Raw genomic sequence first — 17,258 nt, 5'->3', positions numbered from 1 at the left:
AAATTAGAAAGAGAGGTGAAAAATAACAATGAATCATGAAGCTCCGTTACTAGAAGTCGGTTTTTTAACATTTAACTTATCAACAGTTATGATGTTACTAGTTGCAGCAATTATCGTATTTTTAATTGCCTTTATTTCAACTAGAAGCCTAAAGTTAAAACCTACTGGTATGCAAAACTTTATGGAATGGATTATGGATTTCGTTAAGAATATCATTAAAAGCAACATGGATTGGAAAACTGGTGGTCGATTCCACGTTCTAGGTATCACACTAATTATGTTTATCGCAGTATCTAACTTACTAGGTCTTCCTTTCTCAATTGTCTATGGGCATGAGCTATGGTGGAAATCACCAACAGCTGACCCTACAGTAACGATGACATTAGCAGCAATGATATTAGTCTTAACGCATTTCTATGGTGTAAAAATGAAGGGTACAGGTCATTATGTTGGTACATTCTTCAAACCAATGTCATTCATGTTCCCACTTAAAATAGTAGAAGAATTTGCAAACACATTAACATTAGGTTTACGTCTTTACGGTAACATTTACGCGGGTGAGATTTTACTTGGCTTACTTGCAGGTTTAGCATCATCAGGTGCTGTGGGATTCATCGGGGCAATCGTTCCTATGATGGCATGGCAAGGTTTCTCAATTTTCATCGGCTTTATCCAAGCCTTTATCTTCACAATGTTAACAATGGTTTACATGGCTCATAAAGTGAGCGATGACCATTAATATAAAGCATATACCCTATGCTTGAACAACAAAAACAAACAATTCCAAGGAGGAAATTTTCAAATGACAGGTTCATTAGGTTTATTAGCAGCAGCAATCGCAATCGGTTTAGGTGCACTTGGTGCAGGTATTGGTAACGGTCTTATTGTATCAAAAACAGTAGAAGGTATCGCTCGTCAACCAGAAGCTCGTGGCGTTCTTCAAACTACAATGTTCATCGGGGTTGCATTAGTTGAGGCCCTACCGATCATCGCAGTAGTAGTAGCATTCATCGTAATGAACAAATAATTCAGTTGAACACTGAATTTTACTAGTGGCGAAGCAGGATTCTCCAGATGAAACTTCGCCCTTCATTTTGGAACTGATAAAAGCTATGTGTAAATATAGCTTTTTAAAATAGGTAGTTTTTTAGTCATTAAATTATGTTGAAGTTAAAGCTCTTGAAGGGAGTGAAACAATCGTGTTTTTAGATAATCTTGTACTAGGTTCAGGCGCTGGTGGAGGTTTTAACAATGGTGATATCATCTCAACATTGGTTATCTTCATAGTGTTAATGTTATTACTTAAGAAATTCGCTTGGGGTCCGCTAATGGGCATCATGCAACAACGTGAAGAATTAGTAGCGAGTGAAATCGAAGCAGCTGAAAAAGCGCGCAAAGAATCGCACCAATTTTTAGAAGAACAAAAGAGCCTTCTTAAGGAAGCTCGTACAGAAGCACAATCGATTGTTGAAGGCGCAAAGAAGCAAGGCGAATTACAAAAAGAAGAAATTCTTACTGTAGCTCGTAATGAAGCAAATCGCTTAAAAGAATCGGCTTTACGTGAAATTGAGTCTGAAAAAGAAAAAGCTATTGCAGCTGTACGTGATGAAGTCGTTTCATTATCTGTACTTGCAGCATCTAAAGTCCTTAGCAAAGAGATTTCTGAGGCAGACAACCGTGCTCTAATTGAAGAGACGATTGCGAAGGCAGGGGAAGCTCGATGAGTAATTCAACTGTAGCAAAACGTTACGCTCAAGCGCTTTTTGAATTGGCGCAACAAAAAAATATTCTTACTGAAGTAGGAGCAGACTTAAGTGAACTAGCAAAAGTAGTAAAAGAATCGCCTGATTTTTTAACGCTTTTAAATGCACCTAAGTTCTCCGTTGAACGAAAAAAACAAATGGTAGCTGATATCTTTAATGGTGCAACACCAGAAGTTTTACACACTGTTCAACTTCTAGTTGAGAAAAAACGTGTAAACGAGATGATACAAATTGCTAAGGCATATGCTGAACTTGCTGCGCAAGCACAAGGCACTGCAGATGCAACAGTATTTTCAACACGTGCACTTTCTGCAGAAGAAAGCGCTAATATTTCAGCAGCGTTCGCGAAACTTGTTGGAAAACAATCATTAAATATTACAAACGAAGTTGATCCATCTTTACTTGGTGGTATTCGTGTTCAAATCGGTAACCATATTTATGATAGCTCAGTAGCAAACAAACTAGAGCGTCTAAAACGTGAATTAATCGGTTAATAATTTAGAAATGTGAGAGGTGACATACATGGGCATCAAGGCTGAAGAAATCAGCAGTCTGATTAAACAACAGATTGAGAATTATGAATCTGAACTTAAAGTAAGCGAAGTTGGTACAGTTATCCGTATTGGTGACGGTATTGCTCTTGCTCATGGCCTCGACAACGCCATGGCTGGAGAACTACTAGAGTTCTCTAATGGTGTTATGGGTATGGCTCAAAACCTAGAAGAAGGTAACGTTGGTATCGTAATCTTAGGTCCATACACTGACATCAAAGAAGGCGATGAAGTTCGTCGTACAGGTCGTATCATGGAAGTACCAGTTGGTGAAGAACTAATTGGTCGTGTTGTAAACCCACTTGGACAACCAGTGGATGGACAAGGTCCTATCAACACTACAAAATCTCGTCCAATCGAAAGTCCAGCTTTCGGTGTAATGGCTCGTAAATCAGTACACGAACCACTACAAACTGGTATTAAAGCGATTGACGCATTAGTACCAATCGGTCGTGGTCAACGTGAGTTAATCATCGGTGACCGTCAAACTGGTAAAACATCTGTAGCTATCGATACAATTCTTAACCAAAATGACCAAAATATGATTTGTATCTACGTAGCAATCGGTCAAAAAGAATCTACTGTACGTGGTGTTGTAGAAACTCTTCGTAAACATGGCGCTTTAGATTACACAATCGTTGTGACAGCTTCTGCTTCTCAACCAGCTCCATTATTATTCTTAGCACCATTTGCTGGTGTATCTATGGCTGAAGAATTCATGTTACAAGGTAAACACGTATTAATCGTGTATGATGATCTTTCTAAACAAGCATCAGCTTACCGTGAACTTTCACTTCTTCTTCGCCGTCCTCCAGGTCGTGAAGCATATCCTGGTGACGTTTTCTACTTACACAGCCGCTTACTTGAACGTGCTGCGAAGTTAAATGAAACATATCAAAATGGTTCAATTACAGCTCTTCCATTCGTTGAGACACAAGCTGGGGATATCTCTGCATACATCCCAACTAACGTAATCTCAATCACTGATGGACAAATCTTCTTACAATCTGACTTATTCAACTCAGGTGTACGTCCAGCGATTAACGCCGGTCTTTCTGTATCACGTGTAGGTGGATCTGCTCAAATTAAAGCGATGAAAAAGGTTGCGGGTACACTTCGTCTTGACTTAGCTGCATTCCGTGAGCTTGAATCATTTGCTCAATTTGGTTCAGATTTAGATAAAGTAACACTTGCTAAACTTGAGCGTGGTAAACGTACGGTTGAAGTTCTTAAACAAGACCTTAACAAACCACTAAAAGTTGAAAAACAAGTTGCAATCCTTTACGCATTAACTAAAGGTTATTTAGATGATATTCCAGTACAAGATATCGTTCGCTTCGAATCAGAATTCTTAAGCTGGTTAGATTCAAACCACACAAACGTTTTAGATCATGTTCGTACTACTAAAGAGCTTGCTCCTGATGCGGATTATGAAGCAGCAATCAATGCATTCAAAAAAACTTTCGCTAAATCAGAATAAGTCTTAGCTAGTCACTTGATTAAAAAACAGAAGGTGGTGAAATACCAGTGGTAAACTTACGCGAAATTAAAGGTCGTATTACTTCAACAAAGAGTACGAAGCAAATTACAAAAGCAATGCAGATGGTTTCTTCTTCTAAGTTACGTCGTGCAGAGCAAAATGCTAAAGCTTACGTTCCTTACATGGAAAAAATTCAGGACGTAGTAGGCGCGATCGCTTCAGGGACAAAAGACAGCGGACATCCAATGTTAACTGCTCGTCCTGTTAAGAAAACGGCTTACTTAGTCATTGGTTCTGACCGTGGTCTTGCAGGTGCTTACAATTCAAGTATCCTACGTCAAGTACAACGTACGATTAACGAGCGTCATAAATCAAAAGACGAATACGTTATTTTAGCAGTAGGTCGTGTTGTTCGTGACTACTTTGTGAAACGTGATCATAATGTCATCAGTAATGTTGTCGGTCTACCTGACCAACCAACATTTGCTGATATTAAAGAAATCGCTCGTAATGCTGTTGGTATGTTCATTGATGGTACGTATGACGAACTTTATATGTACTATAATCACTTTGTCAGCGCTATTGCTAGCGAAGTGACAGAGAAAAAACTTCTTCCATTAACAGATATTGCCCCTGCAAGCGGTACTGCTTCTTATGAATTCGAGCCATCTGGTGAAGCAATTCTAGAAGTGTTACTTCCACAATATGCGGAAAGCTTAGTTTATGGCGCATTATTAGATGGAAAAGCAAGTGAACATGCTTCTCGTATGACGGCTATGAAAAATGCAACAGATAATGCAACTGATCTTATTTCAGACCTTTCTTTGCAATATAACCGTGCACGTCAAGCGGCGATTACACAAGAAATTACAGAAATCGTTGGTGGAGCTGCAGCCTTAGAGTAGGCAAGCAGCTTCCCAATGTCGTATAAGAATACGATAGGAGGGTACACAGTAATGAATAAAGGACATGTTATTCAAGTAATGGGTCCAGTTGTTGACGTTAAATTCGACAATGGCCAATTACCAGCAATCTATAACGCTTTAACAGTTAAGATTGAACGTCCTAATGAAGAACCAACAATTCTTGCATTAGAAGTTGCGCTTCATTTAGGTGATGATTCTGTTCGTACAATTGCGATGTCATCTACTGATGGCTTACAACGTGGAGCAGAAGTAACAGACTTAGGAAAAGCTATCTCAGTACCAGTTGGTGAAGTTACACTAGGTCGTGTATTCAACGTACTTGGAGAAGTAATTGACTTAGGTGAAGAGATTCCAGCAGACGCACGTCGTGATTCAATTCACCGTGAAGCACCAACTTTCGAGAATCTTTCAACTACAGTTGAAATTCTTGAAACAGGTATCAAAGTAGTAGACTTACTTGCACCATATATCAAAGGTGGTAAAATCGGTCTATTCGGTGGTGCCGGTGTAGGTAAAACTGTATTAATCCAAGAATTAATCAACAATATCGCACAAGAGCACTCTGGTATCTCTGTATTCGCTGGTGTAGGTGAGCGTACTCGTGAAGGGAACGACTTATTCTTCGAAATGAGCGATTCAGGCGTTATCAAGCAAACAGCGATGGTATTCGGTCAAATGAACGAGCCACCTGGTGCACGTATGCGTGTTGCTTTAACTGGTCTTACAATGGCGGAATACTTCCGTGATGAGCAAGGTCAAGACGTACTTTTATTCATCGACAATATCTTCCGTTTCACACAAGCAGGTTCTGAGGTTTCTGCCCTATTAGGTCGTATGCCTTCTGCGGTAGGTTACCAACCAACACTTGCAACTGAAATGGGTAAACTACAAGAGCGTATCACATCTACGAACAAAGGATCTGTAACTTCTATTCAAGCGATTTATGTACCAGCCGATGACTATACTGACCCGGCTCCAGCTACAACTTTCGCCCACTTAGATGCAACAACTAACCTTGAGCGTAAATTATCTGAAATGGGTATCTACCCTGCGGTTGACCCATTAGCTTCGACTTCTCGTGCATTATCACCTGAAATCGTAGGCGCTGAGCACTACGCAATTGCTACTGGTGTACAACGTACAATCCAACGTTACCGTGAATTACAAGATATCATTGCAATCTTAGGTATGGATGAGTTATCTGATGAAGATAAACAAACAGTAGAACGTGCTCGTCGTATTCAATTCTTCTTATCACAAAACTTCCACGTAGCGGAACAATTCACTGGTCAAAAAGGTTCTTATGTACCTGTAAAAGAAACTGTTCGTTCATTCAAGGAAATCCTTGATGGCAAATGGGATCACCTACCAGAAGATGCTTTCCGTCTAGTTGGTTCAATTGATGAAGTAGTTGAAAAAGCGAAAAGCATGGGCGTAGAGGTTTAATACTAGGGACGAGGAGGAAAAAATATGAAGACAGTTCTAGTCAATATTGTCACTCCCGACGGCCCAGTATACGATTCTGAAGTATCAATGGTAATCGCTAAAACAACTTCAGGAGAAATCGGTGTTCTTGCAGGCCATATTCCAATGGTTGCTCCACTTGCAATTGGTGCAGTGAAGCTTAAAAAAGAAAACGGTTCAACTGATATTGTTGCAGTAAGCGGTGGTTTCATTGAAGTTCGTCCAGAAAAAATCTCAATTTTAGCGCCGTCTGCTGAAATTGCTGAAAGCATCGATGTTCAACGTGCTAAAGAAGCCGTTAAACGTGCTGAAGGACGTCTTCAAAGTAAACAAGACAACATTGATTTCAAACGTGCTGACCTAGCATTAAAACGTGCGTTGAATCGTATCAACGTTCATGAGGGTAATATCTAATTCATTTTTAACGGGCAGATATCGCATCTGCCCGTTTTTTAAGGTGAATAAACATATTGAAGGAGAAATGGAGGATGCTACATGGAAATATATGAAGCGATCGGACAAGAAGCTTTATTGGGTATTTTATCTCACCTATTTTTTATTGCTATTACTTTTTACGCATTACAAGCTTTTATGATCGAAAAACTATTTAAAAAGAATCGAGTTTTTCAAATTCAGCTCATTTATATTTTACTTAGTATTGCGATAGGCTCAGCAGTATCTAATTTCTTTCTTCAAATATCTAGCTGGTCAGGCAAACTTCCTTATTTATTTTAAAGAATTCGTTGCTTTCTTTCATAAATTTATAGGTCTACATACTTCAAAGGACTTTATAATACCATTTGTGTGGCCCTTTGAACTATGTAAAAAGACGCTAATACATTAAATTCTTATGAATTTTACGCTATTAGCTACCAAGATACCCATTGATAAATGTACGATAATAGGGCCTGCCACTTAATTTTTTATAGAAAAAAGTGAAAAGTTGTTTTTTATTCATATATCTTTGGGTATGTATTAGAAGCGAACGGGTTATTGGTCATTCACAAAAAAAATTTAGCAGCGTACAATAAATAAATAGCAAAAAATCTAATAATGGCTTAAAATAGTGATTTGGACGCTTGAACGAGCGTTAGAAAAGTTGTACTATAGAGTTGTTTGTTTACTGATTATGACATTATACTTCTTTATTAAAATAAAAATTTGGTAGGTTAATAGATTGAATTCGGAGGGACATAGGGTGGATAAAATAATAGTGACTGGCGGCCAAAAACTACAGGGAAAAGTACGTGTAGAGGGCGCAAAAAATGCAGTGTTACCAATCCTTGCAGCAGCTTTACTTGCTTCAAAAGGAGAAAATGTAATTAAAGAAGTCCCTAATTTAGCAGACGTCTTTACAATAAATGAAGTACTTAAAAGTTTAAACGCAGCAGTTACATATATACCTGAAGATAATGCCGTATATATAGATGCAACAAAAGAACTTTCAAGTGAAGCTCAATTTGAATTTGTTAGTAAAATGCGTGCATCTATTTTAGTAATGGGATCTCTACTTGCTCGTAATGGCTATGCTCGTGTAGCACTTCCTGGAGGCTGTGCAATTGGATCACGTCCGATTGAATTACACTTAAAAGGCTTTGAAGCAATGGGTGCAAAAATTTCATTTGGCCATGGCTATGTTGAGGCGAAGACAGAGGGTCGCTTAAAAGGGGCTAATGTGTATTTGGATTTCCCAAGTGTTGGGGCAACTGAAAATATTATGACAGCTGCATCTTTAGCTGAAGGGACAACTGTAATTGAAAATGCAGCGAAAGAGCCTGAAATCGTGGATCTTGCAAACTTTATTAATAGTATGGGTGGCCGTGTAATCGGAGCGGGGACAAATACGATTCGTATCGAAGGAGTCGATACATTATATGGAGTAGAGCATCATATTATTCCTGACCGTATTGAAGCTGGTACATTTATGGTGGCAGCAGCTATTACGAGAGGAGATGTGGTGATTGAAAACGCAGTTCCTGAGCATATGACTGCTTTAATAGCTAAAATGCGTGAGATGGGCGTAGAAATTACTGAGTTGGATGAAGGAATCCGTGTACGAGTTCCTAAAACACTAAAAGCAGTTGATATCAAAACAATGCCACATCCTGGTTTCCCAACAGATATGCAATCACAAATGATGGCGTTAATGCTTACTGCTGAAGGTACGAGTATTATTACAGAAACGGTATTCGAAAACCGTTTTATGCATGTTGAGGAATTCCGTCGCATGAATGCTGGTGCTAAAATAGAGGGACGTTCTGTGTTTATCGAGGGGCCTGTGGATCTTCAGGGAGCTGAGGTAATGGCAACGGATTTACGAGCTGCGGCTGCATTAATTTTAGCGGGTCTTGTATCAGAAGGAATGACACGTGTCACAAAACTTCATCATTTAGATCGTGGTTATGTTGATTTCCATGGAAAATTAGCATCTCTTGGTGCTAATATTGAACGTATTACAGAAGAAGTAGTGACAATTGAAGATGTAACAGTTGAATTGCCTACAAACTAAATAGATTTTAAAACCCTTTGCTTTTTATGCAGAGGGTTTTTGTTTTCTCATAACTACAAGAAATCTAGCATATTATTCCTTATGAAAAAATGGATGATTAGTATAGGTGTCATTTGCTTGATTGGGGCATTATATATGCTTCCTATAGTAGGGTTTAGTGAAAGACAAGAGGCTATCATACCTCAAACTAGTGATAAGAATGCTTGTGAAATATTTATAGAAGTGGAGGGGCAAGAAGAAAAAATCCCTTTAGAAACGTATATTACAGGAGTAGTTGCTGCAGAAATGCCCGTTTCTTTTAAAAAAGAGGCACTGAAGGCACAAGCTATTGCAGCACGCACATATGCGTTGAAAACGACAAATTACGGAAAAATTGCGATCGCCCCAACTGTGGCAAAGCAAGTCTTCTATGATGAAGAGCAAAGAAAGGCGAATTGGGCTAGCAATTTCCTGGGAAATGAAAAGAAAATTGTCGAAGCTATCAATGAAACACAAGGACAAGTTATTCTTTATAATAATGAATTGATTACAGCCATGTTTCATTCAACAAGCAATGGTAAAACAGAAAGTGCTTATGGATATGGTGGAAATGATATTCCATATTTGCAAAGTGTTGCAAGTATATCTGATCAAACATCTCCTAAGTTTGAGGCTGAGCAAGAATGGACTTTAGCTCAATGGAATAAGCTCTGGCCTATACAATGGCAACCTAGTGATTTTAATCGTATCCAGTTATTTTATAATGATTCTGGACGAGTAGAACGTTTACAGCTAGGGAATAACGTCTGGACAGGGAGAGAGGTAAGGACGCTTCTTGGTATACCATCAACTGATTTCACAATCATCTTTAATGCCAATAAAAGAAAGGTTCAAGTGAAAACTCAAGGTTATGGGCATGGAGTGGGCATGAGTCAATATGGAGCTGAGGCAATGGCAAATGAAGGGAAAACAGCTGCCGAAATTTTACACTATTATTATCAAGATATTGAAATAAAAAAAATAGATGCATGTTTAAAATAACTTCTAGTTGTTCACACTGCAACTAGAGGTGATGAAAATGAGAGAGGATAAAAATAATAAAGCTTCTCAAAACCAAGATCCAAATCAAAAGGAAAATGGCCAATTACAAAAGAAACCGTGGTTTTGGCCAGTAGTTTACACAGGTGGTGCACTTGTTCTAGCAGGATTGTTATTTGGTTACAATAGTCTCGTATCAAAAGTAGAAGAGGCTCCTTTACCAGATTTAGCTGAAGTAGATCCAGGTCCTGTTGTGGAAACTAATGCACGAACTGAAAACATGAAGTATCCATTCAAAGAAGAGAATTTTAGTAAAGTACAAGTCTTACAAGAATTTTACGAGTTAGAGGCAAATGAAGAGTCTCGTGAAAATGCACTAATGGTATTTAATCAAACATTTACTACATCTTCAGGAATCTCTATTGCTATGAATGGTGAAGAGTTTGAAGTACTAGCTGCTATGAGTGGTAAAGTACTAGAGGTAAAACTAGACGCATTTACAGGCAATAAGATCGTGATCGAGCATCCAAATGGTATGCAGACACATTATAGTTCTGTGAAGGATATCGCTGTTAAAGAAGGCGATGAGGTTACACAAGGTCAAGCATTAGGAAAAGCGACTGACAACGAGTGGAATCAAGCGGCTGGCGTCCACATGCATTTCGAAATTCTTGAAAACGGAAAATATATCAATCCGAAAAAATTACTAGCTTTTTAATGAGAAAAGCTAGTAACGCATAAAAAGTCAGCATTTTATCAAGAAAATGCAAAACGTGTTCTGAATAGCTTTGTCCTCACATAAGGTGAAGAAATGCGCAAATGTGCATCTGATTGCCAAAGCATTTTGTGAAATTGTGTGGAAAGGACGAAGAACGTGCATGAGCACATTCGGAAGCGCTGCATACGCCTCGGTGAATTACTGATTGAGACGCGTGAGACTGTGCGTGTCCTCGCGAAAATGACTGGTTATTCAAAAAGTACGGTGCACAAGGATTTAACAGAGCGATTACCAACAATTCATGAAGGATTAGCTGACCAAGTGAAAGAAATACTCGCCTACCATAAGGCCGTACGTCATATTCGCGGAGGAGAAGCAACGAAAAACAAGTGGAAAGAAAGAGCGAGTCAAGAATGATTCGTTCTTTTTTGTTGTGTTGGACAAGCATAAGTGATGATTTTCTAAGAATAGTAATTCTATATTATAGCCGTTCACTGCCTAAAAAGAAAACAGTCTTATTCACTAAATTTAGGTGAAATTACCAATAGAATATGATAAAATATTCTAGATAAAGAGATAAAATGAACGTTATGTAGTTGGAACTGGCGGGAAGGAGAAATTATAAAATGTTTTCGAAAGATATTGGCATTGACTTAGGGACTGCGAACGTATTAATCCACGTTAAAGGGAAAGGGATCGTCCTCAATGAACCATCTGTTGTGGCGATCGATAAAAAGACAAATAAAGTATTAGCGGTTGGGGAAGAAGCCCGCCAAATGGTAGGGAGAACGCCAGGTAATATCACAGCTATTCGTCCACTAAGAGACGGAGTCATTGCAGATTTTGATGTGACAGAGGCGATGTTAAGACATTTCATCAATAAATTAAACGTAAAAGGATTTTTGGCGAAGCCACGCATATTAATTTGTTGTCCAACGAATATTACAAGTGTTGAACAAAAGGCAATTCGTGAAGCTGCTGAAAAATCCGGTGGTAAAAAAGTATATTTAGAGGAAGAGCCAAAAGTTGCAGCAATAGGTGCTGGAATGGATATTTTCCAACCAAGTGGAAATATGGTAGTCGATATCGGGGGCGGAACGACAGATATCGCAGTTCTATCAATGGGTGATATCGTAACAAGTGAATCCATTAAAGTAGCAGGCGATGTGTTTGATAACGATATTTTGCAATATATTAAAAAAGAATATAAATTGCTGATTGGAGAACGTACTGCAGAGGCAATCAAAATGACAATTGGTACAGTTTTCAAAGGTAGTCGCAATGATACAATGGATATTCGTGGCCGTGATATGGTAACAGGTTTACCACGTACAATTACAATTGAGTCTGAAGAAATTGAACGTGCACTACATGAATCAGTAGCCATGATTGTCCAGTCAGCTAAAAATGTCTTAGAAAAAACACCACCTGAACTATCAGCCGATATCATTGATCGTGGAGTGATTATAACTGGTGGTGGTGCATTGTTACATGGAATGGACCAGCTATTAATAGAAGAGTTGAAGGTACCTGTTTTCATTGCAGAGAGACCTATGGATTGTGTAGCCATTGGTACAGGTATCATGCTTGAAAATATTGATCGTGTGCCAGCATCCTTATAAAAATAAAATGAGGTGATTTCTTTGTTTAAAGGATTTTATACAGTTGCAACAGGTATGATCACGCAACAAAGAAGAACAGAATTACTTACCAATAATTTATCAAATGCGAATACGCCAGGATTTAAGGCAGATCAATCTACGATTCGCTCATTCCCAGATATGCTAATGTCTAGCATTGGAAAAACAAATGCTCCTGCTCACCAACAAGCCGGCGCTGAATATATGAGTCAAGTAGGAGCTTTAAATACAGGGACATATTTACAAGAAACATTGCCAAATTACATACAAGGCCAAATCTATAACACTGATTTTACAACAGATATGGCATTGATTAATGGAAACTTACCACAAAATGAAGATGGGGTTATGGGTTCAATTTTCTTCCGACTAGAACATCCTGCTGGTGGTGAGGCTTACACACGTAATGGTAATTTCACGTTAGATGGGCAAGGCTATTTAGTTAATGGTCAAGGATTATATGTACTAAATGATGCTGGGCAACGTATCCAGCTACCAAATGATGATTTCCGATTAGATGAAAGTGGCGCTATCTTTGTAAATAATCAACAAGTAGCTCGTGTTGGTGTATCATTTGCTGCAAACCCGAACATGCTACAAAAACAAGATAATGGCCTTATTCGTACAGAAAATGGTGAGAACTTGCCAACAGCTTATGGAGCGAATGGTGTTTCCTTTACACTACGTCAAAACTTTTTAGAAGGGTCAAACGTAGATTCTGGTCGCACAATGACAGATTTAATGACTGCCTACCGTGCATTTGAAGCAAATCAAAAAGTATTACAAGCTTATGATCGTAGCATGGAAAAGGCTGTAAATGAAATCGGAAAAATTTAATGGGCGAACAGGAGGCTTTTATCAATGCTACGTACAATGATTACAGCTACAAACACAATGGGGCAATTACAAAACAAACTGGATACCATTAGTAATAACATTGCTAACAGTAATACAACGGGCTATAAAACAAAGGAAGCATCCTTTAATGAATTACTTTATCAGCAATTTAATAATGATAAGCAGGATCGCGCAGAACGACAAACACCTGTTGGTATTCGCTATGGATCTGGCGCAATGATTGGGCAAATTAAATCCAATGAAAAGCAAGGTTCATTACAAACAACTAATCGTGATTTAGACTTAGCTTTCACAAAAGCGAAACAATATTTCAATATTTTGATGCCAGATGGTGAAAATGGAACTGAAACAGTGTATACTCGACAAGGTGACTTTTATTTATCTCCATTGAATAATGGAACAGTTATGCTTGTAACAGCAGAGGGTTATCCAGTAGCTAATGCTGCAGGACAAGCTATTACATTACCAGACACGGTTCAAAAGTTTGCTGTTCGAGATGGTGGCGTATTAGAAGCATCTTATCCAAATGGGGATATTATTCGTACGGATTTAGCTGTAACAGAATTCCAAAAGCCGCAATTAATGGAGCATGTTGCCGGTTCTTATATGGGATTACCTAATAATTTAGCTGAACTTGGCTATACGCAGGCAGAAGTTTTGACAGAGCTTGTGGGAGCCAACCGTCAGCAAATTGGCATGCAAAGTGGTACACTAGAAATGTCCAATGTTAACCTCTCGAAAGAAATGACAGAACTCATTCAAACACAACGTTCTTATCAATTCAACGCAAGAGCGGTGACATTAGCAGATCAAATGCTAGGACTAATTAATGGCATTCGATAGGAAGTTATCCAAAAACGCATAGTAAGGAATGAAGAGGAGTACAATCTATGACAAACGATTCACGTCGACGTTCTGTGCCGACACAAGAAACCGATACGCAACCGCAACCAGAAAAGAAAGAACGCCGCTCGACTGGAGAGCAACGCGAGGTTCGATGGGTGCAAATCCGACTGATTCCGATTTGGTTACGCATTGTAATTGTTCTCATTTTAGTCGTTGTTGCCGCAGCATTAGGCGCAATGTTTGGCTTTAGCGTTATTGGAGAAGGCAATGCTATGGATATTTTTAAACGAGAAACATGGCAGCATATATTTGATATTATGAATGGTAAAGAATAACATTATTCTTTACCTTACTTTGTGTATACATACTTAATTTTTGAGGGGGAAATGACATGTTAACTGCAGAACAAATTCAAGCAATTTTACCACACCGCTATCCTTTTTTATTCGTCGATCGCATCATTGAATTAGAAGAAGGGAAACGTGCAGTAGGATTAAAAAACGTTTCAATTAACGAAGATTTTTTTAATGGGCACTTCCCAGGTTATCCAGTTATGCCAGGTGTGTTAATTGTGGAAGCTTTAGCTCAAGTAGGTGGAGTGGCTTTATTAAATGCTGAAGAATTTAAGGGTCGTTTAGCGTTTTTAACGGGTGTTGATAATTGTCGTTTCAAGCGTCAAGTCGTACCTGGCGACCAACTTAAATTGGAAGTAGAATTTGTAAAACTTCGTGGCGCAATGGGTAAAGGTCATGGTGTAGCAACTGTAGATGGAGAACTTGTATGTGAAGCCGATATTCTATTTGCAATTGGGCCTGAACAGCCTAAACAAGCTTAATTTGCATTTGTAGACCAAAAGATATAAAATAGATAAAGTCAAGTCAAAAATTGATTAGTAGGTTCTTAAATTGCGATGGTAAATAAGCGATTGTGAATTGAAATAGATGTAATTTTTAGGTTTTACAAACGTAGGAGGATTATTAAGATGTATAAGGAATTGTCTTCAGGTATTAAAATTAGCATTACTCGTTCGATTTCAACATCTTTTGAAACATACTTAGCAAGTATTGGTTGGGATGAAGAGCGCTTTTCCATGGAAGACTTCATTGCAAACTGGCAGACTTATTTTCAGGAGAATGCCGCGTGGATCGAAAAAATCCCTGCTGATACATTGATGAGCGCACAGTTTCATGAAGAAATGGCACAAAAAATCGATGAGGTTATTGCCAAAATTTTAAATGAAGAACCAACAGCACAGCAAGTCGAAACAATCGAGGCATTGCAAAAAGAGCTAGGCACAAACTATAGCTACGACTGTAAAGCAGAGGCAGCATATATTGAACAGTTATTAAAAGAAAAACAAAAATAGTTTGTACAAAAATCGGATAGTTCCCTCCTTTCTCGGGCAATCTATGTAGGATCACAAATACAGTAGATGTATTTGATGACATAGTACCCAAGAAAGGAGGTTTTTTACTATGTGGAAAATGTCATTTTTAACCATCATTCTTGCAACTGCATTCCTTGGAGGTTGTAACTGGGGAAATAATGCAGTAGAAGATCACCCTGTTCGAGAAGTCGAGAATGACGTACGTCGAGGAGTCGACGATGTCGAGGACGCATTAGATCCGAATAATCGTGACGATGCATACGATCGCAATAATGTAAATGGGAATGGTGTAGATCGAGGTACTGTTAACGATAATACAACATTACCAGAAGCAACAACACCTGGTTCAAATGCCGATATCAACAGCACAAACGGCTATGACAACACACCAAATGCAAACGGTGTAAATGGTGTTGAACGTAATGACAACATGAACGGTAACAATAATAATGATGTTGTCGACGATAAAGTAAACAACACTGAAAAATACCGTGATGGTATGAATAACCGATAACATAAAAAGAGTGTTTCCTCTGCGGAAAACACTCTTTTTTCAATTTAGAGGAAAGCAAAGCGAATACCGGTGGAAGCAGAGTAAGTACCCGCGAAAACAGAGTGAATACCTGCAAGCTAAGCAAAACTCCCATCAAAAAAATTCTTCATATGCTCCAGTATATTTTCTGTAAACACGATTCTTATAGGTACCGGTATATGGAAACTGAAACTTCCGGAGCAATCGAGTAGCTACATCGTTGGAATTAATTTAAAAAAACGCTATAACTGTTTTAAAGGCTTCTTCCTTATAGCAACCACCAAATGAAACCCTCCTTTTTCAAATTGTATTGTACAAAAAAATTACTGCTTGTCCAATAAAAAAAACGATGCAAAAATTCGCATCGTCAGTCATTTTTTAATTTTGGTCGCTTTTTCATATCTTGTGTAAAGCGATCCAGTAAATCCTCTAAAGAAACACCCTCAGCAAGTAGCTCGGAAAGTAATTGTTCTGCATATTTTGATCGTTTAATTTTAAGCGTACCTTTTAATAGGACTGAAACATGATTACCGATTTCTTCAACAGTATGTACGATCACCTGAAAAGGAGCGGGTTCATTATCTGGGAATGAAATAACTGCACGTACATTGAAGACTGTAGCATTCGCTAAGAGCTCATCAAAGGTTGAGCGATATTGTTTTTCCATAAACAATTCAAGTACCCAAGATTGATGGCTATTTTCCTGATTAATAATGATGCCATCGATTAAAGGGAATGGTTGCACGCCATCTTTCGTGACAAGGTCAAAGGAAAGCATTTTAAAGGTTTTCAATATGTATATTCCTCCTAAGTCTGTCATTCTTTTAGTATAACACATGAGACAGCTGTTGTTTGTGATGCGCACTTGTGACAGTTTTTCAAAAACTGCGAAATTGCAGATTTCATGGAATAGCATTTGCCATTACAGCCTAAAGCATTCAGCTAGAAAATTAATAAAAAATAGAAAAATAAAAATGCCAATTTACCCAATTTATGCACAAAAACTGAAGGAAATTAACAATATTGATTTTTGCGAATACCGGAATCATTTTGTAAGATGAGAGCAATCAAAAGCAAAGGAGGTGAATGAATGAATCAAGTCGGATTGGTTGGAAGGTTTACAAAAGACCCGGTGTTACGTTACTTATCTGGAAATCGTGTGCAAACTCATTTCTCACTAGCCATTAATCGTAATTTTAAAAACAATCAAGGGGAAGTAGATACAGATTTTGTTTTCTGTACAGCTTTGGGAAGGCTTGCAGAGAATATCGTTAAATATTGCGGTAAAGGTTCATTAATCGGTACCACTGGCCGTATTCAAACAAGGTCATTTGTAAATGAGGAAAGCACTAAGATTTTTATGACAGAGATAGTGGTTGAGGATGTTAGATTTTATCAACTTAAACAAAGAGATAGTGACGAAGCAGTTACTATACCGCCACAGCCACCGAATGAACAGGAACACTTAAAGGATTTTGTTTTACCTTAGCAAGCATGGCTTACATACGGGGCAAGAGAACATTCATTGTCTGATCCGCCATTCTCCTTATATTTCTTGCACCGTAAC

22 protein-coding genes are annotated in these 17,258 nt (G+C 38.3%); 21 read left to right on the top strand and 1 reads right to left on the bottom strand.

Translation table 11 applies throughout. The features are described 5' to 3' along the window. Nucleotides 1-28: 28 nt before the first annotated feature. The 20 genes from atpB (at nt 29) to AAJG31_RS10560 (ending at nt 15,673) form a co-directional block, all read left to right on the top strand. Entirely contained in the window at nt 29-739 is a 711-nt protein-coding gene (gene atpB / locus AAJG31_RS10655) for a F0F1 ATP synthase subunit A (protein WP_004269473.1), read from the top strand. Between the two features lie 63 nt (nt 740-802). Next, a complete protein-coding gene (gene atpE / locus AAJG31_RS10650; RefSeq protein WP_004269474.1) occupies nt 803-1,027 on the top strand; it encodes a F0F1 ATP synthase subunit C in 225 nt (74 codons plus the stop codon). A 172-nt stretch (nt 1,028-1,199) separates the two neighbouring features. Then, complete coding sequence (gene atpF / locus AAJG31_RS10645; protein WP_279493877.1) at nt 1,200-1,724, top strand: F0F1 ATP synthase subunit B; 525 nt, start codon at nt 1,200-1,202, stop codon at nt 1,722-1,724. Then, complete coding sequence (locus AAJG31_RS10640) at nt 1,721-2,257, top strand: F0F1 ATP synthase subunit delta (RefSeq protein WP_054548716.1); 537 nt, start codon at nt 1,721-1,723, stop codon at nt 2,255-2,257. Before atpF ends, AAJG31_RS10640 begins: the two co-directional genes overlap by 4 nt. Before the next feature lie 28 nt (nt 2,258-2,285). Continuing rightward, nucleotides 2,286-3,794, top strand: a complete 1,509-nt coding sequence (atpA, locus tag AAJG31_RS10635; RefSeq protein ID WP_279493879.1) for a F0F1 ATP synthase subunit alpha — start codon at nt 2,286-2,288, stop codon at nt 3,792-3,794. Between the two features lie 47 nt (nt 3,795-3,841). Then, a complete protein-coding gene (gene atpG / locus AAJG31_RS10630; RefSeq protein ID WP_004269478.1) occupies nt 3,842-4,699 on the top strand; it encodes an ATP synthase F1 subunit gamma in 858 nt (285 codons plus the stop codon). A 51-nt stretch (nt 4,700-4,750) separates the two neighbouring features. Beyond that, nucleotides 4,751-6,166 (top strand): F0F1 ATP synthase subunit beta, encoded by a 1,416-nt coding sequence (gene atpD / locus AAJG31_RS10625; protein WP_004269479.1) that lies wholly within the window; start codon nt 4,751-4,753, stop codon nt 6,164-6,166. Nucleotides 6,167-6,190: 24 nt separating this feature from the next. Beyond that, the gene (locus AAJG31_RS10620; RefSeq protein WP_004269480.1) at nt 6,191-6,598 is read left to right on the top strand and encodes a F0F1 ATP synthase subunit epsilon; all 408 of its coding nucleotides are present in this window, start codon (nt 6,191-6,193) and stop codon (nt 6,596-6,598) included. An 81-nt stretch (nt 6,599-6,679) separates the two neighbouring features. After that, on the top strand, nt 6,680-6,919 hold the full coding sequence (locus AAJG31_RS10615; protein ID WP_004269481.1) for a DUF1146 family protein: 240 nt from the start codon (nt 6,680-6,682) through the stop codon (nt 6,917-6,919). 463 nt (nt 6,920-7,382) lie between these two features. Further along, the gene (gene murA, locus AAJG31_RS10610; RefSeq protein ID WP_048395622.1) at nt 7,383-8,693 is read left to right on the top strand and encodes a UDP-N-acetylglucosamine 1-carboxyvinyltransferase; all 1,311 of its coding nucleotides are present in this window, start codon (nt 7,383-7,385) and stop codon (nt 8,691-8,693) included. Between the two features lie 81 nt (nt 8,694-8,774). Next, a complete protein-coding gene (gene spoIID / locus AAJG31_RS10605; protein WP_048395630.1) occupies nt 8,775-9,713 on the top strand; it encodes a stage II sporulation protein D in 939 nt (312 codons plus the stop codon). A gap of 37 nt (nt 9,714-9,750) precedes the next feature. Beyond that, nucleotides 9,751-10,428: a M23 family metallopeptidase gene (locus tag AAJG31_RS10600; RefSeq protein WP_048395635.1), complete on the top strand. Its 678-nt coding sequence runs from the start codon at nt 9,751-9,753 to the stop codon at nt 10,426-10,428. Between the two features lie 156 nt (nt 10,429-10,584). Next, the gene (locus tag AAJG31_RS10595; protein ID WP_004269485.1) at nt 10,585-10,845 is read left to right on the top strand and encodes a sporulation transcriptional regulator SpoIIID; all 261 of its coding nucleotides are present in this window, start codon (nt 10,585-10,587) and stop codon (nt 10,843-10,845) included. Nucleotides 10,846-11,054: 209 nt separating this feature from the next. Continuing rightward, on the top strand, nt 11,055-12,050 hold the full coding sequence (locus tag AAJG31_RS10590; RefSeq protein ID WP_004269486.1) for a rod shape-determining protein: 996 nt from the start codon (nt 11,055-11,057) through the stop codon (nt 12,048-12,050). Nucleotides 12,051-12,071: 21 nt separating this feature from the next. Next, entirely contained in the window at nt 12,072-12,905 is an 834-nt protein-coding gene (locus AAJG31_RS10585) for a flagellar hook-basal body protein (RefSeq protein ID WP_066036934.1), read from the top strand. Nucleotides 12,906-12,929: 24 nt separating this feature from the next. Continuing rightward, on the top strand, nt 12,930-13,769 hold the full coding sequence (locus tag AAJG31_RS10580) for a flagellar hook-basal body protein (protein ID WP_048395638.1): 840 nt from the start codon (nt 12,930-12,932) through the stop codon (nt 13,767-13,769). Nucleotides 13,770-13,816: 47 nt separating this feature from the next. Further along, nucleotides 13,817-14,107 carry a DNA-directed RNA polymerase subunit beta gene (locus AAJG31_RS10575; RefSeq protein ID WP_004269489.1) on the top strand — a complete coding sequence of 97 codons (291 nt, stop codon included), beginning with the start codon at nt 13,817-13,819 and terminating at the stop codon, nt 14,105-14,107. Between the two features lie 56 nt (nt 14,108-14,163). Next, entirely contained in the window at nt 14,164-14,607 is a 444-nt protein-coding gene (fabZ, locus tag AAJG31_RS10570) for a 3-hydroxyacyl-ACP dehydratase FabZ (protein ID WP_016991806.1), read from the top strand. Nucleotides 14,608-14,754: 147 nt separating this feature from the next. Continuing rightward, on the top strand, nt 14,755-15,138 hold the full coding sequence (locus AAJG31_RS10565) for a hypothetical protein (protein ID WP_048395640.1): 384 nt from the start codon (nt 14,755-14,757) through the stop codon (nt 15,136-15,138). 109 nt (nt 15,139-15,247) lie between these two features. Then, nucleotides 15,248-15,673, top strand: a complete 426-nt coding sequence (locus AAJG31_RS10560) for a hypothetical protein (RefSeq protein WP_048395642.1) — start codon at nt 15,248-15,250, stop codon at nt 15,671-15,673. Nucleotides 15,674-16,058: 385 nt separating this feature from the next. Here the strand turns inward: AAJG31_RS10560 and AAJG31_RS10555 are convergent, their stop codons facing one another. Beyond that, nucleotides 16,059-16,484, bottom strand: a complete 426-nt coding sequence (locus AAJG31_RS10555) for a YwpF family protein (protein ID WP_048395644.1) — start codon at nt 16,482-16,484, stop codon at nt 16,059-16,061. Nucleotides 16,485-16,781: 297 nt separating this feature from the next. Here AAJG31_RS10555 and ssb point away from each other — a divergent pair, with 297 nt between their 5' ends. Then, on the top strand, nt 16,782-17,180 hold the full coding sequence (gene ssb / locus AAJG31_RS10550; RefSeq protein ID WP_279493886.1) for a single-stranded DNA-binding protein: 399 nt from the start codon (nt 16,782-16,784) through the stop codon (nt 17,178-17,180). Nucleotides 17,181-17,258 lie beyond the last annotated feature (78 nt).

The organism is Lysinibacillus sp. BS3, from assembly GCF_039614735.1.
GTDB lineage: Bacteria > Bacillota > Bacilli > Bacillales_A > Planococcaceae > Lysinibacillus > Lysinibacillus capsici.
Note: the sequence above shows the minus strand (reverse complement) of the source record. Positions and strands in the feature narration are given on the sequence as shown.